Origin of the sequence: Streptomyces sp. HUAS TT7 (assembly GCF_051550175.1) — a bacterium.
Taxonomy (GTDB): domain Bacteria; phylum Actinomycetota; class Actinomycetes; order Streptomycetales; family Streptomycetaceae; genus Streptomyces.
Map to the genome: position 1 here is coordinate 6,616,450 of NZ_CP196175.1, position 25,107 is coordinate 6,641,556.

Sequence of the window (25,107 nt, forward strand, 5' to 3'; positions counted from 1 at the left end):
ACCGGGGTCAGACCGTCGCCGGGGTGGGCGGGTCGGCAGGGGCCGCCGGGGCCGGGGCCTGGATCGTGGCCTTGAGGTCGATGGTCGCGGCGGCCGCCGCGGTCGGCGGCGGGGTGACCGCGGCGATCGCGGTGGTGACGACACCGGCGGGCTCGGCCGCGGGGGCCTCGCCGATCTCGTCGGCGGTGACGTTGTGGTGGTCGACCGGCTGGCGGCGCGACAGCTTCCAGATGGTGCCCGAACCGGCGATCAGGAGGATCGCGACGGCGACGATGCCCCAGGTGCCCTGCTTGGTGAGGAACTCCGCGCCCGCGCCGACGAGTCCGGCGGCCGGCAGCGTCAGAACCCAGGCGACGGCCATCCGGGAGGCGGTGGACCAGCGGACCACGCCGCCCTTGCGGCCGATGCCCGCGCCCATGACGGAGCCCGAGCAGACCTGGGTGGTGGAGAGCGAGAAGCCGATGTGCGAGGAGGCCAGGATGACGGTGGCGGCACCGGTCTGGGCGGCGAAGCCCTGCGGCGGGCGCAGCTCGGTCAGGCCCTTGCCCATGGTGCGGATGATGCGCCAGCCGCCGAGGTAGGTGCCCATCGCGATGGCCAGACCGGCCGAGACGATGACCCACAGCGGGGGGTTCGCGCCCGGGTGCAGCACACCGCCGGTGACCAGGGCGAGGGTGATGATGCCCATCGTCTTCTGGGCGTCGTTGGTGCCGTGGGCGAGCGAGACGAGGCCGGCCGAGGCGATCTGGCCCGCGCGGTAGCCCTTGGCGGTGGCCTTCTCGTCGGTGTTCCGGTTGAGCCGGTACGTCAGCCGGGTGGCCAGCATCGCGGCGATGCCCGCGACGATCGGCGCGGCGACGGCGGGGAGCAGCACCTTGGTGACCACGGTCGAGCCGTTGACCGAGGACCATCCGGCCGACATGACCGCGGCGCCGATGAGGCCGCCGAACAGGGCGTGCGAGGAGCTGGAGGGCAGACCGAGCAGCCAGGTCAGCAGGTTCCAGAGGATGGCACCGACCAGGGCCGCGAAGATGACCTCGGTTCTGATGCCTTTTTCGTCGATGATCCCGCCGGAGATCGTCTTGGCGACCTCCACCGACAGGAACGCGCCGACCAGATTGAGCGCGGCGGACATGGCGACCGCCGTCTTGGGCTTCAGGGCGCCGGTCGAGATGGTGGTGGCCATCGCGTTGGCGGTGTCATGGAAACCGTTCGTGAAATCGAACACGAGAGCTGTCACGACCACAATCGCGAGCAGCAGCGTGATGTGTTCCATTTACCCAGGCAATCGTTCGACGTCAGTGGCTGGACGAACGTAAGTAACCTGAGTGAACGGAAGGTGAACTGGGGCGGGCGTGTCGGTGCCTGTGGCCACTTCTCGCTTCCGGTTGGCCGGCTGGAGCCGTTCAGCGGCCCGCCGCGAACCGCTTCAACTGCCCGAAGGACCCATTGAAGAGATTCTGGTCACCCGGCAGGCTTCCGCTCCCGTTCTGGAACTGCCAGAACGTCCAGTACGACCAGCCCGCCGGCAGCGGGCCCGGCGTGTCGGCGTACCGGGCCAGCCACAGGGCGTGGTGCGCGGCGAAGGCCCGGTTGTGGCCGGTGCAGTCGTTCCACCAGCCCGCGGTCGTGTAGATCACCGGGCGGCGGCCGGTGAGCAGCTGCACCTCGTCGCTGAACTCCGCGATCCAGGAGGTCATCGCGGCCGGACTCAGCCCGTAGCACTTGCCGCCGCTGCCGTCCTTGGCGTCCTTGCCGTACGGGTTGTGCTCCAGGTCGACCGCGGGCGGCAGCGTCCAGCCGTCGTCCGACCAGTCGCCGCCGTGGCGCACGAAGAAGTCGGCCTGCGCCCGGCCGGACGCCTGGTCGGGCACCGCGAAGTGATAGGCCCCGCGCACCAGACCCGCCTGCCGGGCGCCGTCGTACTGCTGCCCGAAGTAGGGATTGCGGTACGACGTCGCCTCGGTCGCCTTCACATAGACGAACGAGGCGCCCAGGTCCTTCGCCGAGCCCCAGTCGACGTTCTTCTGGTGCGAGGAGACGTCGTGGCCGAGCGGCTTGTCCGCGGCGGAGGCGCCGGGCAGCGCCGCGAGCGCCACACAGCCCAGCGCCAGCGCGGCCAGGAACCCCGTGAGCGCGCCGCGCACCCGGGCCCGGCGCGGGAGAGGGTTGTGGTCGCGAGCCATGATGTCCCCCCAGAATTCCGATGATGTACGGAACAAAGCACCCAGAGGCTAGTTGAAGATCACCACCGAACTCCCGTATCCCGGCCGCTCGGCCCTGGCAGGATCGGCCGCATGAGCGACGACGAGGCGGCGACCGCCGCGGCATGGGCCGAACTGATCGACACGGCGTGCAGGACCGCCGCACAAGGGCTGGTCGTCGGCACCTCGGGCAATGTGTCGGTACGCGTGGGCGAGCTGGTCCTGGTCACCCCGACCGGCGTTCCCTACGACCGGCTCGGCCCCGCCGACACCGTCGCCGTCGACCTCGAAGGCCGCCAGGTCATGGGCACGCTCCGGCCCACCAGCGAGATCCCGATGCACCTCGCGGTGTACCGGAACACCGAGGCGCGGGCCGTCGTCCACACCCACGCCGTGCACGCCACGGCCGTGTCCACCCTGGTCACCGAACTGCCCCTGGTCCACTACATGGCGGCCGCGCTCGGCGGCCCGGTCCGGGTCGCCCCGTACGCCCTGTACGGCAGCGAGGAGTTGGCCGAGAACATGCTGCGCGCCCTGGAGGGCCGCACCGGATGTCTCCTGCAGAACCACGGAGCCGTCACTTACGGAACCGGCCTCGCCCAGGCCTACGACCGCACCGCCCAGCTGGAGTGGATGTGCCGGCTCTGGCTCACCGCCTCGGCCCTGCCCGGCCGCACCCCGTCCCTGCTCAGCCCCGCCCAGCTCGACGAGGTCGCCGAACGGCTGCGCGGCTACGGGCAGCCCCGGCCGTAGGCCCGCCGCCCCGATGGGCTCCGCCCACTGGCACCCCGGCGGGCCCGAGCCGAGACTGGAGGGGTGCGCCCCGCTACGAAGACGGCCGCGGCCGTCACCACACTCCTCGGCGTCGGCGCGGCAGCGGTCGTCGCCGGACGCCATGCCAGCGACGCCGCCCTCAAGGCGCCGCCGGGCCGCCCGCTGCCCACCGACCCCCGGCTGACCGTGCACGCCACGGCCCCGGGCCGGATCACCCTGACCCGCTCGCTCGTGTCCCTGCGCCCGGGCACGTACGGCCTGGAGGGGAAGGGCGCCCACGCCGTCGTCGGCGAGGTCCTCGACAGCGCCCCGCACACCGCCGACACGGTGGTACGCCGTCTGGAGCGGGTCACCCACGGCAGCCTCGCGGCGGGGGACCGGGTGCGGCTCACCCCCCAGGTGCACCGCGGCACCCCGAGCGCCGCCCTCGGGCTCGACTACCAGGACGTCGAGATCGCGGCCGAGCTCGGGCCGCTGCCCGCCTGGCTGGTGCCCGGCCCCCGCACCACCTGGGTGATCGCCGTGCACGGGCTCGGCACCACCCGCGAACACCCCCTGAACATCGTGGAGTTCCTGCACCGCCAGCAGCTCCCGGTGCTTCTCCTCGCCTACCGCGGCGACGACGGCGCGCCCCGCTCGCCGGACGGGCTCGGCCACCTCGGCGACTCCGAGTGGCGCGACCTCGACGCCGCGATCCGCTACGCCCTGCGCTCCGGGGCCCGGCGGGTCGTCCTGCACGGCTGGTCCACCGGCGCCACGATGGCCCTGCACGCCGCCACCCGGTCCGCACTGCGCGAACGCATCAGCGGCATCGTGCTCGACTCGCCCGTACTGGACTGGGAGTTCACCCTCAAGGCTCTCGCCACCGCCCACGGCACCCCGGGCGCGCTGCTCCCGCTCGCCGTCCGGGCCGCCCAGGGCCGCACCGGCCTCCACGGCGACCGCCTCCAGGAAGCCGTCGACCCCAAGGCCCTGCGTGTCCCGACGCTGCTCTTCCACGGCCCCGACGACACGCTCGCCCCCTGGGGCCCGTCCCGTGAACTGGCCGACCGCCGCCCGGAACTGATCGCCCTGCACACGGTCCCGCACGCTCCCCACGCCTCCATGTGGAACGCCGCCCCCCAGACCTACGAAGAAACCCTGCGCCGCTTCCTCACCCCGCTCATGTGACACCTCATGTGACACCCGGTGGTCTCTGGTCCGGCCCTGGTCCGGCAGATGTGAACAGCCTCTGTGGCCCCCCGGCGTGGCGATCGCGGCCGATTCCGTTTGGGCTTTCGGGCAGTGACGGGACTGCGTCTGCCCGGGGGACGGCCCCCGGACCTCCGGACCCCCGGCAGTCCCGGTGGCCTCCGGCGTGGCGGGAGTGCCGATTCCGGTTCGGGCTTTCCCGCGGTGACGGGCTGTCTTCTTCCGGCAGGCGGCCCCCGGACCCCCAGCGGTCCCCGCAGCCCCCGGCGTGGCGATCGTGGCCGATTCCGTTTGGGCTTTCGGGCAGTGACGGGGAAGACTGCCTGCGTGACGTCCCGGAAGCCTGAAGAGAAGTTGCCGCGCGACTCCAGACTGCGGCTTGTCCGCGCTCCGCACCCGATGCAAGCCCGACCTCTTGCCACCGCCCGCAGGGCCATGACCGACCGGCGTACCCGGCCGGCGCCCCGGCCGCCCGCGGGCACCCCGGCCGCCGCCGAACTGGCCCGCCAGGCCAGGGCGGTGCTCGCCGACGCCGTACGCGTCGCCCGCTGGACCGACGCCGAGCGCGCCCGCGGCGGCGCCCCCGGGCCCGGGCGGCCGGGCCCGCTGCCCGCGCCGGTGACCGAGCGGGCCGCCGCCGCACTGGGTTTGACGCCCGGTCAGGTGCGGGCCGGCTGGGACCGGGCCCGGCTCGCCGGTCTCGTCGAGCTGCACGGCGCCACAGTGCGGCCCGGCTGGCGGCTGCGCGCCTGGGACCGCGACGACGCGGCCGTCCTGCGCGGCTGGGTCGCCCTGTTCGACGCCTGGTCCCTCGTCCATCCCGCCCCGGAGGACATCGCCCCCACCGCGGTCGCGGAGGTCGTCGAGGCCGTCCCCCAAGTACTCTCCCTCCTCCAGCTCTCCAACGGGCCGGTCCTCGTACCGGCGCTGCTCGACCTGCTCGGCCAGCGGGTCGCCGAACTCCGTGAGGAACGCTGCGAGGTCCCCTACGGCCCCCAGCCCGACCCCGTGTCCCTGCCTCCGCTCCTGCCGCACCTCCTCGGCTGGGCCCTGGCCGGGCTCGCCGCCGTCGGTGCGCTCGTCCTCGGCGAGGGCCAGGCCACCCTGACCCCGCTCGGCAACTGGGCGGTCTGGGTCAAGCTGGAGCAGATCTGCGTCGCCGCGCAGAGTCCCGCCGGGAACATCGAGCAGTCCGCCGAGGACATGCTGCGCGGCTGCGCCGGCCTTACTCCGGGCCCGGCCCGTGCCGAGTACCGGGCCTGGACCGCCGCCCGCACCGTCGGCAGCGCCGTCACCGAGCTCCTCGACGTCGCCCGGGGCGACGACGCCCTGCTGCGCGGGCTCGCCTTCGAGGCGCTGCGGGTCGTGGGAGCGCCCGCCGAGGCCGGGGTGCGCGCCGCCGCGACCGAAACCTGCCTGCGCCCCTACGCCCTGCTCTGGCTCGCCGAGTACGAGGGCGGCGACCCCGAGGACGTCCTCGGCGTCCTCACCCGCGAGGAGTCCACCTGGCTGTGGGTCGACACGGCCGCCGCCGTGGCCGACCACGGCGAGAGCGAACTGCTCGTACGCCACCTCGACTCGGCGGTGCAGGGCACGGTCCCGGCACTGCTCGACGAGGTGCGGGCCGTCGGGCATCCGCGCACCGTGCAGGTCCTGGTCGCCCTGGCCGCGGCCCACCCCGACCCGGCCCTGGCCAAGGCGGTCCGACGGGCCGCCTTCCAGGTCCACAACGGCTCCGTATAGCGCGACGCGCGTAGCGAGACAGCCGCCCGCCCCCAGGGGCGGCACGTCCGCCAGCGTCAACTCCCATTCCGTGCAAGCCGGTTGAGAACGACCGGGCCGCCCGGCCCAGGGCCTTCGCGGCAGAGCTCCAGGCGCCGGGGGAGCAGGGGGTGCCTACCCCCTCACTCCGCGGCGCCCGGCGCATACGTGCCGAAGCTCCACACGTTGCCCTCCGCGTCCCTCGCCATGTAGTCCCGCGAGCCGTAGTCCTGGTCCGTCGGCTCCATGAGGATCTCCACGCCCTGCTCGACGGCGCGCTTGTAGTGCGCGTCCACATCGCTCACCACCACGTACACGCCGGCCGGGCCCGCGTTCGCCATCGTCTTGGCGAAGAGGCCCTCGCGGCCCTTGGAGCCGAGCATCACCAGGCCCGTCCCGTAGGACAGCTCGGCGTGCATCACACTGCCGTCCTCACCCTCGTACGCACACACCTCGGTGAAGCCGAAAGCGTCCTTGAGCTGGCGGATCGCCGCTTTCGCATCGCCGTAGAGAATCGTCGGGTACATGCTCATGCCGATCACTCCTTCCGGGGCCACGCCGCTGACTGTGACCTGGATCTCAGTGTTGCACCCGGCACTGACAACGCCCTCCGGCGCCCGGATTCACCGCGCGAAGGTGTTGCAGCGGCCCATGTCGCCCGTCTGGTATCCGGTGTAGAACCACTGCTGGCGCTGCTGCGCCGAGCCGTGCGTCCAGGTCTCGGGGGTGACCCGGCCCTGGAACTTCTCCTGGATCCGGTCGTCGCCGACCGCGGCCGCCGCGTCCAGGCCGTCCTTGATGTCCTGGTCGGTGAGCTTGGAGATGAGCGGGCGGCCCGTCGACTTGTCGGGGGTCGTCGTCGCGTGGTGCGCCCAGACCCCGGCGTAGCAGTCGGCCTGCAGCTCCACCTTCACGGCGTTGCTGTTGGCGCCCTGCTGCCCGTTCTGCGCCTTCTGCAGGGTGCCCATCAGGTTCTGGATGTGGTGCCCGTACTCGTGGGCCACCACATACGCCTGCGCGAACGGGCCGCCGCTGGAACCGAACTTGGTGCGCAGTTCGTTGAAGAAGCCGAGGTCGAGATAGACCTGCCGGTCACCCGGGCAGTAGAAGGGCCCGACGGTCGAACTCGCCGCGCCGCAGGCCGTGTTGACCCGGTTGGTGAAGAAGACCGTCTTGGCGGGGGAGTACTTGCCGCCGCGCCGCGGGAACTCCTGGCCCCAGTAGTCCTGCACGCTGTTGACCACCGCGACGATCCGGCAGTCCTCCTTGGTGTTGGCGTCCGAACCGGTGCGGCAGCTCTGGTTCACCTGGGCCTGCGACGACGAACTCGCTCCCGGCGTGGTGTCACCCGACGAGAGTCCGAGTTCCTCGGGCCCCACGCCGAAGAACAGGCCGAGCAGCAGCGCGATGACGCCGACGATTCCGCCGCCGACCGTGGCGCGGCCGCCCGGGATCCGGCTGCCGCGCACATCGTTGACCTCGGACGTGTCCAGCTCGGCGTCGTCGTCGAACTGCATGGGCGCACCACTCTCTGTTCACCCGGGCGGCATGAGGGGCAGCCTGCTCAAGGTCACCCCGAGTATCAGGAAAGTTACCCCGAGTATCAATCGGTTCAATGTGCTACGCCCGTTTTGTTACATCGGCCGATGCGCTCGCGTGCGGGCAGCGGCCGACGCGGGCCGCCGCCGACGGGCTCGGCAAGATCACCCCTGGCCGTACCCAGCTGGGCAACGAACGCCCAGGTGGGCGGCCCACGGACCGCGGCGGAAATCGGGTTGCGCGGCCCAGTTAGAATTGGCCCATGGCAATTCTCCTTGTGCATTAGGCGGCGTCGACCTCCGCGACCCCCGTCCCGTCCGCCGTCCATACCGCCCTGGAGTCTTTCCGTGATCACCGCCACCGGCATCGAGCTGCGCGCCGGCGCCCGAGTCCTCATCGAGTCCGCAAACTTCCGCGTCGCCAAGGGCGACCGCATCGGTCTGGTCGGCCGCAACGGAGCCGGCAAGACCACCCTCACCAAGTGCCTGGCCGGCGAAGGCATCCCGGCCGCCGGCACCATCACGCGCTCCGGCGAGGTCGGCTATCTGCCGCAGGACCCGCGCACCGGCGACCTCGACGTCCTCGCCCGCGACCGCATCCTCTCCGCCCGCGGCCTCGACGAAGTCCTGCGCAAGATGCGCGAGAACGAGGACCGCATGGCGAACGGCAAGGGCGCCACGCGCGAGAAGGCGATGAAGAAGTACGAGCGCCTGGAGACCGAGTTCCTCACCAAGGGCGGGTACGCCGCCGAGGCCGAGGCCGCCACCATCGCCGCCGCCCTCGGCCTGCCCGACCGGGTGCTCGGCCAGCCGCTGCATACGCTCTCCGGCGGTCAGCGCCGCCGCATCGAGCTCGCCCGCATCCTCTTCTCGGACGCCGACACCCTGCTCCTCGACGAGCCGACCAACCACCTCGACGCCGACTCCATCGTCTGGCTGCGCGACTACCTCAAGACGTACCGCGGCGGCTTCATCGTGATCTCCCACGACGTCGACCTCGTCGAGACGGTCGTCAACAAGGTCTTCTACCTGGATGCCAACCGCGCCCAGATCGACGTCTACAACATGGGCTGGAAGCTCTACCAGCAGCAGCGCGAGGCCGACGAGAAGCGCCGCAAGCGCGAGCGCCAGAACGCCGAGAAGAAGGCCGCGGCCCTCAACTCGCAGGCCGACAAGATGCGCGCCAAGGCCACCAAGACCGTCGCCGCGCAGAACATGGCCAAGCGCGCCGAGCGCCTGCTCTCCGGCCTTGAGGCGGTCCGCGTCTCCGACAAGGTCGCCAAGCTGCGCTTCCCGGAGCCCGCGCCCTGCGGCAAGACCCCGCTGACGGCGGAGGGTCTCTCGAAGTCGTACGGCTCGCTCGAAATCTTCACCGACGTCGACCTGGCCATCGACAAGGGCTCGCGCGTCGTCATCCTCGGCCTCAACGGCGCCGGCAAGACGACCCTGCTGCGGCTGCTCGCCGGGGCCGAGAAGCCGGACACCGGCGAGGTCACCCCGGGCCACGGCCTCAAGATGGGCTACTACGCCCAGGAGCACGAGACGCTCGACCCGGAGCGCACCGTCCTGGAGAACATGCGCTCCTCGGCGCCGGACCTGGACCTGGTGGAGGTCCGCAAGACGCTCGGCTCGTTCCTCTTCTCCGGCGACGACGTCGACAAGCCCGCCGGGGTCCTGTCCGGCGGCGAGAAGACCCGCCTGGCCCTTGCCACCCTCGTCGTCTCGTCCGCCAACGTGCTGCTCCTCGACGAGCCCACCAACAACCTCGACCCGGCAAGCCGCGAGGAGATCCTCGGAGCGCTGCGCACCTACAAGGGCGCCGTCGTCCTCGTCACGCACGACGAGGGCGCCGTCGAGGCGCTCCAGCCGGAGCGGATCATCCTGCTGCCGGACGGCGTCGAGGACCTGTGGGGTCCGGACTACGCGGACCTGGTCGCCCTCGCCTGACGGAAGCCTCCGGCGCGGGATTCCGTGCATGATCCATCCGCTGATCCACTCGGTATGGATCATTCGGCTTACGCGTGATCCTCAATCTGAGTGAGTGCGTCTCGTACCCCGGTGTGTCATGTGCGGGATCAAGGTCCGCCCCTTGTGGGGCGGGCCTTTTTCCGCATGTGACCCGGAACACAGCGCTGACCTGGCGCTTCGCCTCGACTTTCGGCCGGGGACATGCCAGCGCTCAGCCGGAATATCGAATTCCGCCCCGGTCGGCCGCCGGCCGGGCCCCGAAGCTTGTTGTACGGACCTTGCCGAATGGGTGGCCAGGAAGCCCGGGAGGGGTGATCATGAGAAGTCCAGAGCGCACTTCCCATGAGGAGGCACGGGTGGCCGAGACTCTGAAGAAGGGCAGCCGGGTTACCGGCGCCGCGCGCGACAAGCTCGCGGCAGACCTGAAGAAGAAGTACGACTCCGGTGCGAGTATCCGGGCGCTGGCCGAGGAAACCGGCCGGTCCTATGGATTCGTCCACCGGATGCTCAGCGAGTCCGGGGTCACTCTCCGTGGACGCGGCGGAGCGACACGGGGCAAGAAGGCCGCCTCGGCCTGACCGAGGCAGTTTCGGACAGCTCCCTGTGGCCCACCGGGTCCGGTGGTGGCCACCCGGTCGGCCTTGCGGTCGACCGGGTGGTTACTGTGCAGTCACTTAATGACCGCCGATGCGGTCATTCAATGACGGCCACTGACCCGGAGGCGCTCCATGGCTACGCCTGCATCCGCAGCTGAGGTATTCGACAAGGACGGCGTCCGGCTCTCCGTCGACGACGCGGTCGCCACGGTGACCCTGACCAATCCGGCCAAGCGCAACGCCCAGTCTCCCGCTCTGTGGCGGGCGTTGGCGGACGCCGGACGGTCGCTTCCGGGCAACGTCCGCGTCGTCGTGCTGCGCGGTGAGGGCAAGTCCTTCTCCGCGGGTCTCGACCGCCAGGCCTTCACCCCCGAAGGCTTCGACGGCGAGCCCTCGTTCATCGACCTCGCGCGCGGGTCCGACGAGGACCTCGACGCGGAAATCGCCGCGTACCAGGAGGCGTTCACCTGGTGGCGCCGCAACGACATCGTGTCGATCGCGGCCGTCCAGGGGCACGCGATCGGTGCCGGCTTCCAGCTCGCCCTCGCCTGCGACCTCCGGGTCGTCGCGCAGGACGTGCAGTTCGCCATGCGTGAGACCAGCCTCGGGCTCGTCCCCGACCTCACGGGTACGCATCCGCTGGTCGGGCTCGTGGGCTATGCCCGCGCGCTCGAAATCTGCGCGACGGGGCGGTTTGTCGGCGCCGAGGAGGCCGAGCGCGTCGGCCTGGCCAACCTCGCCGTCCCTGTCGAGGAACTCGACTCCGCTGTACGGGACTTGGCGGGGGCATTGCTGGCCGCTCCGCGGGATGCCGTGGTCGAGACCAAGGCGCTGCTTCGTGGTGCGGGTGGGCGGGGTTACGAGGAGCAGCGTGTTGCCGAGCGGGCTGCTCAGGCTCGGCGGCTTCGGGATCTGGCCGGGCTTTCCGACTGAGCCGGGTCGCATCCTGCGGGGCGATGGAGGGGAGGGGGGAGTCAGCCCGCCCACGTGATCAGTACGGCCACTGAATCCGCCTCCGGTGTCGCCCGGGCCACCGCTTCTCGTACGGCTCTCGCCACCTCCAGCGGGTGGTGGGTCGTGGCCAGTTCCACCCTCACGTGGGCCGCTGCCGTGTGCACCGGTGGGCCCAGTTCCGCCGTCAGGTGGGCCACGCCCGGGGTCGCGAGGGCTGCTGCCGCGGCTGCTGTTGCGGGGGGTTCGGCCGGGCCGGGTGGGAGGCCGCTGGGTGAGGGAGCCGGGAGGGCGTCCAACAGGGACGTCACGGTCAGATCGACGTCCGAGACGGGTAGGCCCAGACGGTCGTCCGCCGCTGTGAACAGGGCGTCTCGCAGTTCCGCCGTCAGCTCCGGCAGCGGGCGGCCGCCCTGGGCCGCCAGCTCGGCCGTGATCCGGAGCGGGCCGGCGGGCAGGGCGGTCGGCGGGGGCGGGACCGGCGGCTCGGGGCGGGATTCAGGGTCGGCCGGGGCGAGGCGCAGGGACGTCACCGCCAGACCCGGCAGCGTCGCGGCCGCGGCCCTCAGCACCGAGACCGCCGCCCGTTCGGTGATCCACGCGCCGTCCTGAACGTCCCCCAGGGCGAGCAGCCGGCCCAGGCCGAGCCGGCGGCGTACCGCGGAACTCCAACTGTCACCCGTCATTGCTCCAGCCTGCCGCATCGCAGGCGCGAGCCGGGGCAACCGCACTTAATGTGGGCAATGGAGTCCAAGGGCGAAGGGACACACGGTCATGAGCGACACCGCACAGCGCAATCGGCCCGGTACACCCGCGAATGACCCGGCGGGCGAAACGGCCGAGCAGATCAAGAAGACGTCCGTCACCAAGCGAGGCGGCGGCGATCCGGCGGGGCGCGGCCGCACCACGATCGCCGACGGCGTGGTCGAGAAGATCGCCGGGCTCGCCGCCCGCGACGTCGTGGGCGTGCACGCCATGGGCAGCGGCCTCTCCCGTACGTTCGGCGCGGTCAGGGACCGGGTGCCCGGCGGTAAATCGGCTGTCACGCGCGGGGTGAAGGCCGAGGTGGGAGAGGTGCAGACCGCGCTCGACCTCGAAATCGTCGTCGACTACGGAGTGTCCATCGCCCAGGTGGCCCGCGATGTGCGGGAGAACGTCATCTCCGCGGTCGAGCGGATGACCGGCCTCGAAGTCGTCGAGGTCAACATCGCGGTGAGTGATGTGAAGCTGCCCGACGAGGAGGACGAGGAGCCGGAGTCCCGGCTTCAGTAGACGCCATCTGTCGGAACGTACTGATCCATCCGAACGTACTGGACCGAGGAGCTCGGCATGAGCATGGCGGTGGTTGGCTTGATGGCCGGCATGGCACTCGGCTTCGCCGGATACTTCGGCGGCTTCGGGGCCTTCCTGCTGGTCGCGGCGCTCGGCGCGATCGGCTTCGTGGCGGGCCGGTTCCTGGAGGGCGACCTCGAACCCGGCGACTTCTTCCGCCCCCGTGACCGCGGCGACCGGCGGCGCTGACCCATGGCGGTGGCCGGACGGATCGAGCCCGCCGAGCGCGGCGCCACCCGGATCGCCGACCGGGTCGTCGCGAAGATCGCCGCACAGGCGGCCAGAGAGGCGCTCGACGAGATCCCCGAGGGCGGCGCCCCGCCGCGCGCCACCGTCGTCGTGCACCAGGAGTCCGCCCGGGTACGGGTCAGCGTCGAGCTCGGCTACCCCGGCGATCTCGGCGGCCAGTGCCGCGCGGTGCGTCGCCAAGTCGCCGAACGGGTAAGGGCGTTGGCGGGGATGGAGGTGCCCGAGGTGGCGGTGCAGATCGAGCGTCTGCACGCGGCGGACGCGGGCGCGGCGGACCGGGGGAGGATCCGATGAGCCAGCCGCACGAAGGCGACAACACCACGCAGCGTCTGCCCGTGATCGAGAAGGGCCCCGATCCGGCGGCCGCCGGATCGGCCCCGGGCCTCGACCAGTCGGTCTCGGCCGCCGACTACGACCCCGTGCCCGTTCTCGCGGAGGGGGAGGGCGGCAAGGCCGGGCGCTTCTGGTCGGTGCGTCGGATCCCTGCCGGACTGCTCGCCCTGGCGGTGCTTGCCGCGGCCGGGCTCCTCCTCTACGACATCGCCGCCGTACGCGCCCACCGTCCCGCGATGCGCTGGCGGGTCGGGCTCGCCGACTGGCTGGCGGACCACTCCGTCGACGACGTGGCGGTGCTCGCGGGCGCGGGGGCCGTCGCGCTGCTCGGCGCCTGGCTGATCGTGCTCGCCGTCACCCCGGGGCTGCGCAGCATTCTGCCGATGCGGCGCGAGTCGGCGGCCGTACGCGCCGGGCTCGACCGGGCCGCGGCGGCGCTCGTGCTGCGCGACCGGGCCATGGAGGTGGCCGGCATCCAGTCGGTCCGGGTCCGCATGGGGCGCACCCGGGTCGTGGTGCGCGCCCTGTCGCACTTCCGTGAACTCGACGACGTACGGGCCGACTTGGACGCGGCGCTGGGTGCGGGCATCCGGGAACTCGGCCTGGCCGGGCCGCCCGGGCTCGCGGTCCATGTGAGCCGCCCGGTGCGGAAGGGCTGAGGCATGCTGAGGACGGTCAACCGGGTGCTGCTCGGCCTTGCCGGGCTCGTGCTGCTCCTGGCGGGGGGCGCGGTGCTGGCCGCCGGGTTCGGGCTCGACGTGCCCTCCTGGTGGCCCTGGCACGGCAAGACCGGCGTACTCCTGAGCCGTTCGCGCCGCGACCACTGGAACGACCAGGGCTGGTGGTGGCCGGTCGTCATCGCCGTACTGGCGCTGATCGTGCTGCTCGCCCTGTGGTGGCTGCTCGCCCAGCTGCGCCGGGCCCGGCTCGCCGAGGTCCTGGTCGACTCCGGGGACGGGGAGGGGGCGTTGCTGCGGGGGCGGGCGCTGGAGGCGGTGCTCGCCGGTGAGGCGGAGGGGCTCGACGGGGTGTCCCGGGCGCAGGTCGTCCTGGTAGGCCGGCGCTCTGCCCCGTCGGCGCGGGTGGAGCTTCTTCTGGAGGCGCATGCGGAGCCGGCGGGGGCGCTTGCGCGGCTTGAGGGGGAGTCGCTTGCGCATGCGCGGGACTCGGCGGGGCTTGGGGAGCTGCCGGCGGAGGTTCGTCTGCGGGCGGTCAAGCACCGGGCACGGCGCGTGAGTTGAGGGCGGGGGGCTTTCCCCACCCCGCCCCTTCCCGAGACCCTCCGGGGGAGTTCGTTCGGCTGCAGGTCGTACTCCTGGGGCTCCGCCCCAGACCCCGTTCGCGCCTTAAGGGCGCTCGTCCTCAAACTCCCCCAAGGCCTTAAGGGCCAGGGGGACCCCCATGACAGGCTGGGGATGCCTGCGTGGGCACCCTGCCAGGCTCAACCCTGCCAGGGGCGCGGGGCTGTGACATTTGCGGCTCCGCCGCGATGGGGGTCCCCCCTGTTCGAGCGAAGCCGAGAACTTGGGGGAGCGACCAGCCACGCACGGTCCGCGGCCGAAAGGGGGTTGAGGGGTCAGGGGGGCACCCCCCTCACCCTCAGAAGCCGTGCCGCGCCCCGCCGTCCACCGGGAGCATCACGCCGGTCAGATACGACGCCGCCGGCGAGAGGAGGAACGCGGCCGTGCGGCCGAACTCCTCCGGGGTGCCGTAGCGGCGCAGCGGGATGCGGGACTCGTTGGCCGCTCGGGTCGCCTCCGCGTCGCCGGACAGCTCGTCGAGCTGGCGCACCCGGTCCGTGTCGATGCGGGAGGGGAGGAGTCCCACGACTCGGATTCCGCGCGGGCCCAGCTCGTCGGCCAGTGACTTGGCGAAGCCCGCCAGGCCCGGGCGGAGGCCGTTGGAGATGGTGAGGCCGGGGATCGGCTCGTGGACGGAGGCGGACAGGACGAAGCCGATCACGCCGCCCTCGTCGAGCTCGTCGGCTGCCGCGCGGGCGATGCGGACCGCCCCGAGGAACACCGCATCGAAGGCCGACTGCCATTGCTCGTCGGTGTTGTCCGCGACGAAGCCCGGCGCCGGTCCGCCCACGCTGATCAGCACGCCGTCGAAGCGCCCGAAGTGTTCGCGGGCGGTGGCGATCAGCCGGGCCGCCGCTGCCGGGTCGGCGTTGTCGGAGGTCACCGGCAGGGCGCCGGGGCCGAGTTCGGCAGCGGCCTCCTTCAGTGTCTTCTCGTCGCGGGCGGTGATCAGCACCTTCGCGCCGTCCTCGACGAGTGCGCGGGCGGATGCGAGACCGAGGCCCCGCGAAGCTCCGGTGACGACGTACACACGGTCCTTCAGTCCAAGATCCATGCGCCTATCCTGCCTCTTCCCCGCACTCCAGCGCGCAGGCGGTCGCGACCAGGCCGATGTGGCTGAAGGCCTGCGGGAAGTTGCCGAGCTGGCGCTGCCCCACCGGGTCGTACTCCTCGGCCAGCAGCCCCACGTCGTTGCGCAGGTCCAGGAGCCGCTCGAAGAGTTCCCGGGCCTCGTCCTCGCGGCCGGTCAGGCGCAGCGCGTCCGCCAGCCAGAACGAGCACACCAGGAAGGTGCCCTCGTCGCCGGGCAGGCCGTCCACGGTCGTGCCGTCCGTGCTGTAGCGGCGTACGAAGCCGTTCACGCCGAGTTCCTCGCGCACCGCGTCGACCGTGCCCACCACCCGCGGGTCGTCCGGCGGCAGGAAGCCGACCCGGGGGATGAGCAGCGTCGCCGCGTCCAGCTCCGTCGAGCCGTACGCCTGCGTGAAGGTGTTGCGGACCGGGTCGAAGCCCTTCTCGCACACCTCCTTGTGCACCTCGTCGCGCATCCTGCGCCAGCGCCCGGCGGCGCCGCGCAGCTTCGGTTCGGCCTCCAGGGTGCGCACCGCGCGGTCCGCGGCCACCCACGCCATGACCTTCGAGTGGACGAAGTGCCGGCGCGGCCCGCGCACCTCCCACAGCCCCTCGTCCGGCTCGCGCCACCGCTCCTCCAGGAAGCCGAGCAGGGCGAGCTGGATGTTCCAGGCGTGCGACTCGCTCTTGAGGCCCGCCTCGCGCGCCAGATACAGCGAGTCGACGACCTCGCCGTACACATCGAGCTGGAGCTGGTCGACGGCCGCGTTGCCGATCCGTACCGGCGTGGACCCCAAGTGCCCCTTGAGCCAAGGGAGTTCGGTCTCGGGGAGCCTGCGCTCGCCCGCGAGCCCGTACATGATCTGGAGGTCGGCCGGGTCTCCGGCGACGGCGCGAAGCAGCCAGTCCCGCCAGTGGGCGGCCTCCTCCAGGTAGCCGGCCGACAGGAGCGCCTCCAGGGTGAGGGTGGAGTCGCGCAGCCAGCAGTAGCGGTAGTCCCAGTTCCGTACGCCGCCGATCTCCTCGGGCAGCGAGGTGGTGGCGGCCGCCACGATGCCGCCGGTGGGGGCGTAGGTGAGGGCCTTGAGGGTGATCAGGGAGCGGATCACCGCTTCCCGGTAGGGCCCCTGGTACCGGCAGCGGTCCGCCCATTCCTGCCAGTCGGCCACCGACTGTTCGAGCGCCTCGTGCGGGTCGCAGAGGTCGGGGCGCGGCTGGTGGGAGGCGTGCCAGGTGAGGACGAAGGCGACCTTCTCCCCCTCGCCGACCGTGAACGAGGAGCGCGTACTCATCTGCTGGCCCCACGTCTTGACCTCGGGCTCGCTGCGCAGCCACACCGAGTCGGGGCCCGCGATCGCCACCCGGTGCCCGTCCGCGCGCCGCATCCAGGGCACCACATGGCCGTAGTCGAAGCGCAGCCGCAGGACCGAGTCCATCTCGACCGTGCCGCTCAGGCCCTCCACGATGCGTACGACATCGGGGGCCCGGTCCCGCTGCGGCATGAAGTCGACGACCTTCACCGTGCCGGTGCGGGTCTCCCAGAACGTCTCCAGGACGAGCGATTCGCCCACGTAGGCGCGCCGGTCGCACTGTCCGGAGTGGCCCACCTCGGCCGGTGCGATCCGCCAGTGGCCGTTGTTCTCGTCGCCGAGCAGCGCCGCGAAACAGGCGGCGGAGTCGAAGCGGGGCAGACAGAGCCAGTCGACCGATCCGTCCCGGCCGACCAGGGCCGCGGTCTGCAGATCGCCGATGAGGGCGTAGTCCTCGATGCGCTGAGTACGTTGTGTCACGCCATGGCGTGTTCCCGATCGGGCAAATCGCTAAGCAGCCGCGGGCTCGGGTGCCCCTGCGGGCTCGTCCGCCGCGGCCTCGCGGTCCTGCTTCTCGCGCCGTACGAGGATGAACCAGCCGACCGGCACGGCGGCCGAGAAGAGCCACCACTGAACGGCGTACGCCATGTGCGGGCCGATCGAGCTGTCGTCGGGGGCCGGGATCAGCTCGGGGGTGTTGTCGGGCGTCTCGGGGGCGGTCTGCTCGATGTAGCCGCCGAGCACGGTGCGGCCGAGCGCCTTGGCCTGCTGGGCGCTGCTGATCAGCATGACCTGGCGGGGCGGCAGGCCCTTGACGTCCTTGATGCCGCTGGCCGCGGTCGTCTGGTCGGCCATCAGCCGGCCGGTGATCGTGACCTTGCCGGCGGGCGGCGCGGGGATCTTCGGGAAGTCCATCTGGTTGCCGTTGTCGGCGATCCAGCCCCGGTTGACCATCACGGTCGGGCCGCCCGCCAGGACGAACGGGGTGAGCACGTGGTATCCGACCCGGCCGTCGGCCGCGGTCCTGCGCCGTACGACGACCTCGTGCGCGGTGTCCCAGGTGCCGGTCGCGCTGACCTGGCGCCAGTAGTCCGACCGCGGGACCGTGTGGCCCGGCGAGGTGAGGTCGGTCACCGGGACCGGCTTCGCCTTGAGGTTGTCGGCGATCAGCGTGTTCTGGGCGACCTTGTGCTCGTGGCGGTGCAGCTGCCAGAAACCCAGCTCGATCATCGTGGGGATGAGAGCGAGGGCCAGAAGGGTGACGAGCACCCACTGCCGGGACAACAGGAAGCGGTACACCCCATGACCGTACAACTCGGGCCACGGGGTGCGCCGAGTGGGGTGGCGGGAGGAGAGGAGGGGAGAGACAGGCGGAGATCAGACCTTGTCGACGATGCCCACCTTTCCGTCCGCGCGGGCGCAGTGCGCTCCGCAGTACCACGCGCCCTCGACCTCGACGCCCTGGCCGATGATCTGGACCCGGCAGTGTTCACAGATGGGCGCCATGCGGTGGATGGCGCACGAGAAGCAGTCGAAGACGTGTACCGCGCCCTGCGCGTGCACCTCGAAGGACATCCCGTAGTCGTTTCCGCAGACCTCGCAACGTGCCATGCGCCACAGGGTGAGGGGTGCGCGGCGCACACGGTGGGCGCCGCGCCCGGCGCTCACCCGTCTGCCGGTGTCACGTCCCGCAGGAGCTGGGTGAAGGCGGCCTCGTCGACGACCGGTGTGCCGAACGACTTCGCCTTGACGGTCTTGGAGGTCGCCGAGTCCGGATCGTTGGTGACCAGGAGGCTGGTGAGGCGCGAGACGCTGGTCGCCACGTGCAGCCCCGCCTCGATCGCCCGGTCCTCCAGGAGCTCGCGGTCGACGGAGGTGTCCCCGGAGAACGCCACCCGCATGCCCTGCTTCAGGGGCCGGTCCGGCTCGTAGCGGCCGGGGTTGGGGTGCGGGCAGGCGGGGCGCTTGCGTGAGGCCCGCCAGGTGCCCGAGCCGCCGCGGTAGGAGGCCTGGTAGCCGATGCGGGGGGTCGCGGGGGAGTCCGTCCACTCGGTGAGCGGGCGGCATTCGAGCAGCGGGAGGCGCACCCCGCCGGCCGCGGCCGCGTGCAGGCTCGGCCGGAACGCCTCGGCGAGCACCCGCGCGTCGTCCAGGGCGTGGTGTGCGCGCTGCTGCACGACGCCGTAGTGCGCGGCGAGCGACTCCAGCTTGTGGTTGGGCAGCGGCAGCGCGAGCTCCTTGGACAGCGCGATGGTGCACAGCCGCTGCTTGACCGGCGCGGTGCGCTCGGCCCGTGCGTACTCGCGCGCGATCATCTGCCAGTCGAAGATCGCGTTGTGCGCGACCAGGACCCGACCGTCGAGCCGGGCCGCGAACTCCTCGGCGATCTCCGGGAAGAGCGGCGCCCCCTCCAGGACGTCACTGGTCAGCCCGTGGATCCACACCGGACCCGGGTCGCGCTCGGGGTTGACCAGCGTGTACCAGTGGTCCTCGACGTTGCCCTGCGCGTCCAGCCGGTAGACGGCAGCCGAGATTATCCGGTCGTCGCGGGCGAGGCCGGTGGTCTCCACGTCGACGACCGCGTACCCCGGTGGGTAGGCGGCCGGCCACGTCGCTGCTGTCGTCAGGTCGTCGAGCATGGTCACAGAGAATACGGGGCGACACTGACACTCCGGGCCGGGGCCGGGTGGGCGACCGGGTCCGCGGTGCCGGGCGCCGCCGGTCCGAGGCCGTCAACCGGCCCTGGTATCGGCCGGTTTGGGGACCTCGCGGACCCGCCCGGGAGCCACCCCTCCGTGTACCTGGGCCAGGGCCTCACGTATCGCCCCCCGCCAGCAGCCCCGCCACGAGGGCCCGGACCGACTCGGTGAACAGCCTGTCCTGATCCACCGCCCCCGCCAGCGCACGCGCCAGCGCCGGGTCCGGCTCGGCTGCCGCGCTGTGCCACAGCTCCTCCTCCGCGGGGCGCTGCACCGGTGCGCGCTCCCGGTTGCGTTCCACCAGGACGTACCCCACCACCTGGAACTGGATCGCCCGCACCGCCTGCGCCGCCCGGGCGCCGCGCAGGCCCGCCGCGTGCATCTCGTGGACCAGGGCCTCCTGGGCGGGCAGGAACATCCGCTCGGTGAGGCCGCGTTCGTGGACCATCGCGATCAGGTGCGGGCGCGCGCGCAGCTCGCGGCGCAGGGTGCGGGCCACGGACACGACGCGCGCGGCCGGCGTGCGCCCGCGCGGTCTGATCTCGCCCAGCTCCTCGACGGTCCGCTCGACGAGCGCGTCCAGGAGCGACTCGCGGTTGCCGACGTGCCAGTAGATCGAGGTGACCGCGGTGCCGAGCTCCGCCGCGAGCTTCCGCATCGTGAGGGCGGCCGGGCCGTGCTGTCTGACCAGGGATGCGGCCGCGGCAAGCACCTCCTCGCGGGTGAGTGACGTACGCGTCATATCTGACTCTCCATCAATTCAGTTGCGTGCAGGGGTCTTTACCCTTCATCGGGCTCGGTGTAACTGTGTTACAGACCCCCGGAAGAGACCGGCGAAGAACAGCCTGCGAAGGGTGGTACGACATGGCACGCGTACGGTACGGGGCGCGCACCGAGGCCGAGATCCAGGCGGCGCGCACCGCGAGCTCCAAACTCCCCGACATCTGGTCGACCGGCGTGGTGGCGGTCTGGGAGAGCGACCCCGACGCGGTCGCGGCCGTGCTGCCGCCGCCGCTGGGGCCCGCGGAACGCCCGCTGGTGCGGGCCAACATCAGCAAGGTCGACCTGCCCGGCTATCCGCTCGGCGCGGGCTCGGTGGCGGTCGCCGCCGTGCACGACGGGCAGGAGGGCTGGTATCCGCTGGTCATGCCGATGACGCACGAGCGGGCCCTGATCGGCGGGCGCGAGGTGTTCGGCGAGCCGAAGAAGCTCGGCGAGGTGCTCGTCGAGCGCGACGGCCTGGTCGTGAAGGCCTCGCTCGCCCGGCACGGGATCGCGTTCGTGGAGGTGCGCGGCGCCGTCGAGGGCGCCCTGCCGCTGCCCGAGCCGACACAGAAGACCGACTTCTACTTCAAGTTCCTCCCCGCCGTGGACGGCGAGGGCTTCGACGCCGACCCCGTCCTCGTCCACTGCGTACGCAACGAGAAGGTGCGCAAACTGGAGAAGATCACCGGCGACGTGGTGCTGCGCGAGTCGATGTACGACCCCGTCGCCGACCTTCCGGTACACCGCGTCGTCGAGATCAGCATCGGCGAGAAGACCACCGACCAGAAGGGCAGGGTGGCCGAACGGGTCAGCGCCGAGGCCCTGTTGCCGTACATCCACCAGCGCTACGACGACCCCCAGCAGATCCTCGACGGGCCGCCCGAGGGGAGCGTCTGACCATGGAGCTCAGGCAGGGGCAGGTCGCCGTCGTCACCGGTGCGGCGAGCGGGATCGGGCTGGCGATGGCCCGGCGGTTCGCCGCCGAGGGGCTCAAGGTCGTCCTCGCCGACGTCGAGGAGGGCGCCCTGGAGAAGGCCGCCGGGCAGCTCCGCGAGGACGGGGCGCAGGTGCTCGCCCGCACCGTCGACGTCAGCGAGCGGGACTCGGTGATCGCGCTCGCGGACGCCGCGTACGAGACCTTCGGGGCCGTGCACGTGCTGTGCAACAACGCGGGCGTCGGCTCCGGCGCCGAGGGCCGGATGTGGGAGCACGAGGTCAACGACTGGAAGTGGGCCTTCGCCGTCAACGTGTGGGGCGTCTTCCACGGCATCCAGGCCTTCGTGCCCCGCATGATCGCGGGTGGCGAGCCCGGCCGGGTGGTGAACACCTCGTCCAGCGACGGCGGGATCGCCCCGCTGCCGACCGCGTCCGTGTACGCCATCACCAAGTCGGCCGTCGTCACGATGACCGAGTCCCTGTACGCGCACCTGAAGGCGGAGGGCGCGGCGGTCGGCGCCTCGGTGCTCTTCCCCGGACCGCACATGCTGCGCACCGGACTGTGGGAGTCGCACCGCAACCGGCCCGAGCGGTACGCCAAGGAGCGGCCGCGCCGGACCCCGTACCGCAGCCTCGACCAGTGGGAGGCGGCGATGAAGGCGGCCGGTCAGGAGATCGAGTTCACGCCGGTCGAGGACGTGGCCGCCGAGGTCGTCGACGGGATCCGCGCCGACCGGTTCTGGATGCTGCCCGCGAGCGAGCACAGCGACCGGCAGATCAGAGCACGGTCGCAGGCGATGCTCGACCGGGCGAACCCGGCGTACCTGGAAAGCTTCATTCTGGATTGATTGAGGGACGTGTGATGACAGCACAGAAGACAGCGCAGAACGACCCGTACCTGATCATCTCCTCCGACTGCCACGCCGGGCTGCCCACCGAGCGGTACCGGCCCTATCTGGACGCCCGGTTCCACCGGGACTTCGACCACTTCCTCGCGGGGCGCGACCGCCGCCGCGAGGAGATGACCCGGCTCGGGGTGCGCAACGAGGCGTTCGCCGACAAGTGGTTCAGCGAGAACGAGGAAGGCCTGCGCGGCGGTTGGGACGCGGTGCAGCGGCTCAAGGAGCTCGACGGCGACGGCGTGGCCGCCGAGGTCGTCTTCCCCGATGCGGACGCCGTCGACAGCCAGACCGCCGCGCCCTTCGGCGTGGGCCTCGGCCTCTCCGGCGACCAGGACCCCGAGCTCGGCATGGCGGGCGCCCAGGCGCACAACCGCTGGCTGGCCGAGTTCGTCGGCCAGAATCCCGAACGGCACTGCGGGGTCGCCCTGCTCCCCGTCACGGGCGAGGTCGACCGGGTCGTCGCCGAGATCCACCGGGCCAAGGAGTCGGGGCTCGGCGCGCTGATGATCCCCTCGATGTGGGTGGACCGGGCCCCGTACCACGACCGCCGCTACGACCCGGTGTGGGCTGCGGCCGCCGAGACCGGGATGCCGCTTGTGACCCACTCGGGCGCGGCCCCGCGCCACGAGTACGGCGACCACCTGGGCATCTATGTGTCCGAGGTGACGTTCTGGCCCGCCCGGCCCCTCTGGTTCCTTCTCTGGTCCGGTGTCTTCGAACGGCACCCGGGGCTGAAGTTCGGGGTGGCCGAGTCGGGCTGCTGGTGGCTGCCGAACCTGCTGTGGTTCATGGACCGGCTCTACCTCGGCGCGCACGGCGGCAAGAAGCTGTCGCCGTTCGCCGAGCTGAAGCGCCCGCCGAGCGAGTACCTCGACCGTCAGCTCTTCATCTGCGCCACCAACACCAAGCGCCGCGAGCTCGCCCAGCGCTACGAGATCGGCGTCGACAACATCCTGTGGGGCTCCGACTTCCCGCACCCGGAAGGGACCTGGCCCCACACCCGCGAGTGGCTGCGCAACACCTTCCACGACATTCCGGTGACCGAGACCCGGCGCATGCTGGGCCTGGCGGCGGCGGAGGTCTTCGGCTTCGACACCGGGAAGCTGGCCCCGATCGCCCGCCGGATCGGGCCCACCCCTGCCGAACTCGGCCAGCCCGACGACCAGTTGAGCGTCGAGGCGTCGTGGGCGAGGTCGCGCGAGGTGGGCCGGCACTGGCTCACGGAACACGACTTCCCGGTCCTGGGGGTATCGCAATGAGCGAGCGCTACACCGTCATCTCGGCGGACTGCCACGCCGGGGCCGACCTCCTGGACTACCGGCCGTACCTGGAGTCGAAGCACCACGAGGCCTTCGACGCGTGGGCGGCGACCTACGTCAATCCGTACGAGGACTTGATGGCGGACACCGCCGACCGCAACTGGAACTCGGCCCGCCGGGTGGCCGACCTGGAGGCGGACGGCATCGTCGCGGAGGTCGTCTTCCCGAACACGATCCCCCCGTTCTTCCCCTCCGCCTCCCTCATGGCGCCGGCGCCCACCCGCGAGGAGTTCGAGCAGCGCTGGGCGGGTCTGCGCGCGCACAACCGCTGGCTGGCGGACTTCTGCGCCGAGGCGCCGGGCCGCCGGGCGGGCGTCGCGCAGATCCTCCTGAACGACGTCGACGAGGCGGTACGGGAGATCCGCCGGTCCAAGGAGGCGGGCCTGACCGGCGGCATCCTGCTGCCGGGCGCGCCGCCGGGTTCGGGCGTCCCCGAGCTGTATTCCGACGCGTACGACCCCATATGGGCGGTCTGTGCGGAACTGGACGTACCGGTGAACCACCACGGCGGGTCCGCATCCCCGCCGCTGGGGGAGGACCCGGCGGCCCGGGCGGTGTTCATGGTGGAGACGACGTGGTTCTCGCACCGGGCGCTGTGGCACCTGATCTTCGGCGGCGCCTTCAACCGCCATCCGTCCCTCAAGCTCATCCTCACCGAGCAGGGCTCGGGCTGGATCCCCGGCGTCCTGGACATGCTGGACTACTACCACGACCGCCTGGTGGCGGCCGCGACGAAGGCCTCCACGGCGGAGTCCAAGTTCGGCGCGGGCCTGGCCGAGTCCATGGGCAAGGGCCCGTCCCAGGTCTGGCGGGACAGCTGCTTCGTCGGCGCGAGCTTCATGCGGCCGCACGAGGTGCCGCTGCGGGACCGGATCGGCCTCGACAAGATCATGTGGGGCAGCGACTACCCGCACGACGAAGGCACGACCCCGTTCTCCCGGGAGGGGCTGCGGATCGCCTACGCGGGCCTGCCGAGGGACGAGGTCGCCGCCATGGTCGGCGGCAACGCGGCCCGCGTCTACGGCTTCGACCTGCCCTCCCTCGACAAGGTCGCGGCCCGGGTCGGCCCCACGGTGGCCGAGATCGCCGAGCCGCTGAAGGAGATCCCGGCCGAGGCGTCGAGCCCGGCGTTCGCGCTGGGTGGGTCGGTGCGCGTGTGGTGACGGGCGGGGTGAGACCCTCCCCGCATGAGCTCAACCGACCAGCACGACGAGGCGCACAACGGGGCCCTCGGCTCGCGGCTCAACTGGCTGCGGGCCGCGGTCCTGGGCGCCAATGACGGCATCGTGTCCACCGCCGGGCTCGTCGTCGGCGTGGCCGGCGCCACGGACGACCGCTCGGCCCTCCTGACGGCGGGCCTGGCCGGACTGCTCGCCGGTTCCATGTCGATGGCGGCCGGCGAGTACGTCTCCGTCTCCACCCAGCGCGACTCCGAGAAGGCCGCGCTCGCGACGGAACGCCGCGAGCTGAAGGAGTCCCCCGAGGCCGAACTGGCCGAGCTGACCAGCCTGTTGGCGGAGCGCGGGCTCAGCGAGGAGGTGGCCCGCGAGGCGGCGGTCCAGCTCACCGAACGCGACGCCCTGCGCGCGCACGCCCGCGTCGAGCTGGGCATCGACCCCGACGAACTCACCAACCCCTGGCACGCGGCCTGGGCCAGCTTCTTCGCCTTCACCGCGGGCGCACTGCTGCCGTTGTTGGCGATCGTGCTGCCCCCGGCCTCCGTCCGCCTGTACGTCACGGTCGGCTCGGTCCTGGCCGCGCTGGCCCTGACGGGCTGGTGGAGCGCCCGCCTGGGCGCGGCCCCGGCCCGCCGCGCGATCCTGCGGAACGTGGGCGGGGGTGCGGTGGCCATGGGGGTTACTTATGGGGCGGGGGTGCTTTTGGGGGCGGTGGGGGTGTGAGCCCTT

At 71.9% G+C, this 25,107-nt stretch carries 27 protein-coding genes; 16 read left to right on the top strand and 11 right to left on the bottom strand.

The window, feature by feature from the left end:
- Positions 1–7: 7 nt before the first annotated feature.
- Both ACSHXC_RS29755 and ACSHXC_RS29760 read right to left on the bottom strand, forming a co-directional pair.
- The gene (locus tag ACSHXC_RS29755) at positions 8–1,276 is read right to left on the bottom strand and encodes an anion permease (protein ID WP_438294517.1); all 1,269 of its coding nucleotides are present in this window, start codon (positions 1,274–1,276) and stop codon (positions 8–10) included.
- A 130-nt stretch (positions 1,277–1,406) separates the two neighbouring features.
- Positions 1,407–2,186: a lysozyme gene (locus tag ACSHXC_RS29760; RefSeq protein WP_438294518.1), complete on the bottom strand. Its 780-nt coding sequence runs from the start codon at positions 2,184–2,186 to the stop codon at positions 1,407–1,409.
- 111 nt (positions 2,187–2,297) lie between these two features.
- Between ACSHXC_RS29760 and ACSHXC_RS29765 the strand changes: the two genes are divergently transcribed.
- The 3 genes from ACSHXC_RS29765 (at position 2,298) to ACSHXC_RS29775 (ending at position 5,912) form a co-directional block, all read left to right on the top strand.
- Positions 2,298–2,957, top strand: a complete 660-nt coding sequence (locus ACSHXC_RS29765; protein WP_438294519.1) for a class II aldolase/adducin family protein — start codon at positions 2,298–2,300, stop codon at positions 2,955–2,957.
- Positions 2,958–3,020: 63 nt separating this feature from the next.
- Complete coding sequence (locus tag ACSHXC_RS29770) at positions 3,021–4,148, top strand: alpha/beta hydrolase (RefSeq protein WP_438294520.1); 1,128 nt, start codon at positions 3,021–3,023, stop codon at positions 4,146–4,148.
- Positions 4,149–4,604: 456 nt separating this feature from the next.
- Positions 4,605–5,912 (top strand): hypothetical protein, encoded by a 1,308-nt coding sequence (locus ACSHXC_RS29775; protein ID WP_438294521.1) that lies wholly within the window; start codon positions 4,605–4,607, stop codon positions 5,910–5,912.
- Positions 5,913–6,073: 161 nt separating this feature from the next.
- Here ACSHXC_RS29775 and ACSHXC_RS29780 read toward each other — a convergent pair whose 3' ends face one another.
- The gene (locus tag ACSHXC_RS29780; protein WP_438294522.1) at positions 6,074–6,463 is read right to left on the bottom strand and encodes a VOC family protein; all 390 of its coding nucleotides are present in this window, start codon (positions 6,461–6,463) and stop codon (positions 6,074–6,076) included.
- A 90-nt stretch (positions 6,464–6,553) separates the two neighbouring features.
- Positions 6,554–7,447 carry a KPN_02809 family neutral zinc metallopeptidase gene (gene ypfJ, locus ACSHXC_RS29785; RefSeq protein WP_438294523.1) on the bottom strand — a complete coding sequence of 298 codons (894 nt, stop codon included), beginning with the start codon at positions 7,445–7,447 and terminating at the stop codon, positions 6,554–6,556.
- Between the two features lie 369 nt (positions 7,448–7,816).
- Between ypfJ and ACSHXC_RS29790 the strand changes: the two genes are divergently transcribed.
- The 3 genes from ACSHXC_RS29790 to ACSHXC_RS29800 all read left to right on the top strand — a co-directional run bounded on the left by ACSHXC_RS29790 (position 7,817) and on the right by ACSHXC_RS29800 (position 10,965).
- Positions 7,817–9,415 (top strand): ABC-F family ATP-binding cassette domain-containing protein, encoded by a 1,599-nt coding sequence (locus ACSHXC_RS29790; RefSeq protein WP_438294524.1) that lies wholly within the window; start codon positions 7,817–7,819, stop codon positions 9,413–9,415.
- A gap of 377 nt (positions 9,416–9,792) precedes the next feature.
- Positions 9,793–10,014, top strand: coding sequence for a helix-turn-helix domain-containing protein (locus tag ACSHXC_RS29795; RefSeq protein ID WP_006123601.1), 222 nt, complete (start codon positions 9,793–9,795; stop codon positions 10,012–10,014).
- A gap of 150 nt (positions 10,015–10,164) precedes the next feature.
- Entirely contained in the window at positions 10,165–10,965 is an 801-nt protein-coding gene (locus ACSHXC_RS29800) for an enoyl-CoA hydratase/isomerase family protein (protein ID WP_438294525.1), read from the top strand.
- Positions 10,966–11,006: 41 nt separating this feature from the next.
- Here ACSHXC_RS29800 and ACSHXC_RS29805 read toward each other — a convergent pair whose 3' ends face one another.
- Positions 11,007–11,669: a hypothetical protein gene (locus tag ACSHXC_RS29805; protein WP_438294526.1), complete on the bottom strand. Its 663-nt coding sequence runs from the start codon at positions 11,667–11,669 to the stop codon at positions 11,007–11,009.
- An 88-nt stretch (positions 11,670–11,757) separates the two neighbouring features.
- Here ACSHXC_RS29805 and ACSHXC_RS29810 point away from each other — a divergent pair, with 88 nt between their 5' ends.
- Genes ACSHXC_RS29810 through amaP form a run of 5 tightly spaced genes read left to right on the top strand, consistent with a single transcriptional unit; the run spans position 11,758 to position 14,138 of the window.
- The gene (locus ACSHXC_RS29810; RefSeq protein ID WP_438294527.1) at positions 11,758–12,255 is read left to right on the top strand and encodes an Asp23/Gls24 family envelope stress response protein; all 498 of its coding nucleotides are present in this window, start codon (positions 11,758–11,760) and stop codon (positions 12,253–12,255) included.
- Between the two features lie 57 nt (positions 12,256–12,312).
- Positions 12,313–12,504, top strand: coding sequence for a hypothetical protein (locus tag ACSHXC_RS29815; protein ID WP_399485040.1), 192 nt, complete (start codon positions 12,313–12,315; stop codon positions 12,502–12,504).
- 3 nt (positions 12,505–12,507) lie between these two features.
- Entirely contained in the window at positions 12,508–12,858 is a 351-nt protein-coding gene (locus tag ACSHXC_RS29820; RefSeq protein WP_386007516.1) for an iron-sulfur cluster assembly protein, read from the top strand.
- The gene (locus ACSHXC_RS29825; RefSeq protein ID WP_438294528.1) at positions 12,855–13,556 is read left to right on the top strand and encodes a DUF6286 domain-containing protein; all 702 of its coding nucleotides are present in this window, start codon (positions 12,855–12,857) and stop codon (positions 13,554–13,556) included. Before ACSHXC_RS29820 ends, ACSHXC_RS29825 begins: the two co-directional genes overlap by 4 nt.
- 3 nt (positions 13,557–13,559) lie before the next feature.
- Positions 13,560–14,138, top strand: coding sequence for an alkaline shock response membrane anchor protein AmaP (gene amaP / locus ACSHXC_RS29830; protein ID WP_438294529.1), 579 nt, complete (start codon positions 13,560–13,562; stop codon positions 14,136–14,138).
- 358 nt (positions 14,139–14,496) lie between these two features.
- Here the strand turns inward: amaP and ACSHXC_RS29835 are convergent, their stop codons facing one another.
- The 6 genes from ACSHXC_RS29835 to ACSHXC_RS29860 all read right to left on the bottom strand — a co-directional run bounded on the left by ACSHXC_RS29835 (position 14,497) and on the right by ACSHXC_RS29860 (position 20,020).
- On the bottom strand, positions 14,497–15,252 hold the full coding sequence (locus ACSHXC_RS29835; protein ID WP_438294530.1) for an SDR family oxidoreductase: 756 nt from the start codon (positions 15,250–15,252) through the stop codon (positions 14,497–14,499).
- Between the two features lie 4 nt (positions 15,253–15,256).
- Complete coding sequence (locus tag ACSHXC_RS29840; protein ID WP_438294531.1) at positions 15,257–17,059, bottom strand: glycoside hydrolase family 15 protein; 1,803 nt, start codon at positions 17,057–17,059, stop codon at positions 15,257–15,259.
- 30 nt (positions 17,060–17,089) lie between these two features.
- Positions 17,090–17,878, bottom strand: coding sequence for an SURF1 family cytochrome oxidase biogenesis protein (locus ACSHXC_RS29845; RefSeq protein ID WP_438294532.1), 789 nt, complete (start codon positions 17,876–17,878; stop codon positions 17,090–17,092).
- A 78-nt stretch (positions 17,879–17,956) separates the two neighbouring features.
- Positions 17,957–18,190 (bottom strand): hypothetical protein, encoded by a 234-nt coding sequence (locus tag ACSHXC_RS29850; protein ID WP_078967008.1) that lies wholly within the window; start codon positions 18,188–18,190, stop codon positions 17,957–17,959.
- A 53-nt stretch (positions 18,191–18,243) separates the two neighbouring features.
- Positions 18,244–19,224, bottom strand: coding sequence for a DEDDh family exonuclease (locus ACSHXC_RS29855; RefSeq protein ID WP_189961332.1), 981 nt, complete (start codon positions 19,222–19,224; stop codon positions 18,244–18,246).
- A gap of 169 nt (positions 19,225–19,393) precedes the next feature.
- On the bottom strand, positions 19,394–20,020 hold the full coding sequence (locus ACSHXC_RS29860; protein ID WP_438294533.1) for a TetR/AcrR family transcriptional regulator: 627 nt from the start codon (positions 20,018–20,020) through the stop codon (positions 19,394–19,396).
- Between the two features lie 122 nt (positions 20,021–20,142).
- Between ACSHXC_RS29860 and ACSHXC_RS29865 the strand changes: the two genes are divergently transcribed.
- The 5 genes from ACSHXC_RS29865 to ACSHXC_RS29885 are packed head-to-tail and all read left to right on the top strand — an operon-like array spanning position 20,143 to position 25,101.
- Positions 20,143–20,940: an acetoacetate decarboxylase family protein gene (locus tag ACSHXC_RS29865; RefSeq protein ID WP_438294534.1), complete on the top strand. Its 798-nt coding sequence runs from the start codon at positions 20,143–20,145 to the stop codon at positions 20,938–20,940.
- Between the two features lie 2 nt (positions 20,941–20,942).
- Positions 20,943–21,827, top strand: coding sequence for an SDR family NAD(P)-dependent oxidoreductase (locus ACSHXC_RS29870; RefSeq protein WP_438294535.1), 885 nt, complete (start codon positions 20,943–20,945; stop codon positions 21,825–21,827).
- A 14-nt stretch (positions 21,828–21,841) separates the two neighbouring features.
- Entirely contained in the window at positions 21,842–23,140 is a 1,299-nt protein-coding gene (locus ACSHXC_RS29875) for an amidohydrolase family protein (protein WP_438294536.1), read from the top strand.
- Positions 23,137–24,363 carry an amidohydrolase family protein gene (locus tag ACSHXC_RS29880; RefSeq protein ID WP_438294537.1) on the top strand — a complete coding sequence of 409 codons (1,227 nt, stop codon included), beginning with the start codon at positions 23,137–23,139 and terminating at the stop codon, positions 24,361–24,363. Before ACSHXC_RS29875 ends, ACSHXC_RS29880 begins: the two co-directional genes overlap by 4 nt.
- A 24-nt stretch (positions 24,364–24,387) precedes the next feature.
- A complete protein-coding gene (locus tag ACSHXC_RS29885; protein ID WP_438294538.1) occupies positions 24,388–25,101 on the top strand; it encodes a VIT1/CCC1 transporter family protein in 714 nt (237 codons plus the stop codon).
- The last annotated feature ends 6 nt before the right edge of the window (positions 25,102–25,107 follow it).

Excerpts from the sequence above, each read along its gene's own strand:
- ACSHXC_RS29755 (WP_438294517.1), bottom strand. The coding sequence starts at position 1,276 with ATGGAACACATCACGCTGCTGCTCGCGATTGTGGTCGTGACAGCTCTC.
- ACSHXC_RS29760 (WP_438294518.1), bottom strand. The coding sequence starts at position 2,186 with ATGGCTCGCGACCACAACCCTCTCCCGCGCCGGGCCCGGGTGCGCGGC.
- ACSHXC_RS29765 (WP_438294519.1), top strand. The coding sequence starts at position 2,298 with ATGAGCGACGACGAGGCGGCGACCGCCGCGGCATGGGCCGAACTGATC.
- ACSHXC_RS29775 (WP_438294521.1), top strand. The coding sequence starts at position 4,605 with ATGACCGACCGGCGTACCCGGCCGGCGCCCCGGCCGCCCGCGGGCACC.
- ACSHXC_RS29780 (WP_438294522.1), bottom strand. The coding sequence starts at position 6,463 with ATGAGCATGTACCCGACGATTCTCTACGGCGATGCGAAAGCGGCGATC.
- ypfJ (WP_438294523.1), bottom strand. The coding sequence starts at position 7,447 with ATGCAGTTCGACGACGACGCCGAGCTGGACACGTCCGAGGTCAACGAT.
- ACSHXC_RS29800 (WP_438294525.1), top strand. The coding sequence starts at position 10,165 with ATGGCTACGCCTGCATCCGCAGCTGAGGTATTCGACAAGGACGGCGTC.
- ACSHXC_RS29805 (WP_438294526.1), bottom strand. The coding sequence starts at position 11,669 with ATGACGGGTGACAGTTGGAGTTCCGCGGTACGCCGCCGGCTCGGCCTG.
- ACSHXC_RS29810 (WP_438294527.1), top strand. The coding sequence starts at position 11,758 with ATGAGCGACACCGCACAGCGCAATCGGCCCGGTACACCCGCGAATGAC.
- ACSHXC_RS29815 (WP_399485040.1), top strand. The coding sequence starts at position 12,313 with ATGAGCATGGCGGTGGTTGGCTTGATGGCCGGCATGGCACTCGGCTTC.
- ACSHXC_RS29820 (WP_386007516.1), top strand. The coding sequence starts at position 12,508 with ATGGCGGTGGCCGGACGGATCGAGCCCGCCGAGCGCGGCGCCACCCGG.
- ACSHXC_RS29825 (WP_438294528.1), top strand. The coding sequence starts at position 12,855 with ATGAGCCAGCCGCACGAAGGCGACAACACCACGCAGCGTCTGCCCGTG.
- amaP (WP_438294529.1), top strand. The coding sequence starts at position 13,560 with ATGCTGAGGACGGTCAACCGGGTGCTGCTCGGCCTTGCCGGGCTCGTG.
- ACSHXC_RS29835 (WP_438294530.1), bottom strand. The coding sequence starts at position 15,252 with ATGGATCTTGGACTGAAGGACCGTGTGTACGTCGTCACCGGAGCTTCG.
- ACSHXC_RS29850 (WP_078967008.1), bottom strand. The coding sequence starts at position 18,190 with ATGGCACGTTGCGAGGTCTGCGGAAACGACTACGGGATGTCCTTCGAG.
- ACSHXC_RS29860 (WP_438294533.1), bottom strand. The coding sequence starts at position 20,020 with ATGACGCGTACGTCACTCACCCGCGAGGAGGTGCTTGCCGCGGCCGCA.
- ACSHXC_RS29865 (WP_438294534.1), top strand. The coding sequence starts at position 20,143 with ATGGCACGCGTACGGTACGGGGCGCGCACCGAGGCCGAGATCCAGGCG.
- ACSHXC_RS29870 (WP_438294535.1), top strand. The coding sequence starts at position 20,943 with ATGGAGCTCAGGCAGGGGCAGGTCGCCGTCGTCACCGGTGCGGCGAGC.
- ACSHXC_RS29875 (WP_438294536.1), top strand. The coding sequence starts at position 21,842 with ATGACAGCACAGAAGACAGCGCAGAACGACCCGTACCTGATCATCTCC.
- ACSHXC_RS29880 (WP_438294537.1), top strand. The coding sequence starts at position 23,137 with ATGAGCGAGCGCTACACCGTCATCTCGGCGGACTGCCACGCCGGGGCC.
- ACSHXC_RS29885 (WP_438294538.1), top strand. The coding sequence starts at position 24,388 with ATGAGCTCAACCGACCAGCACGACGAGGCGCACAACGGGGCCCTCGGC.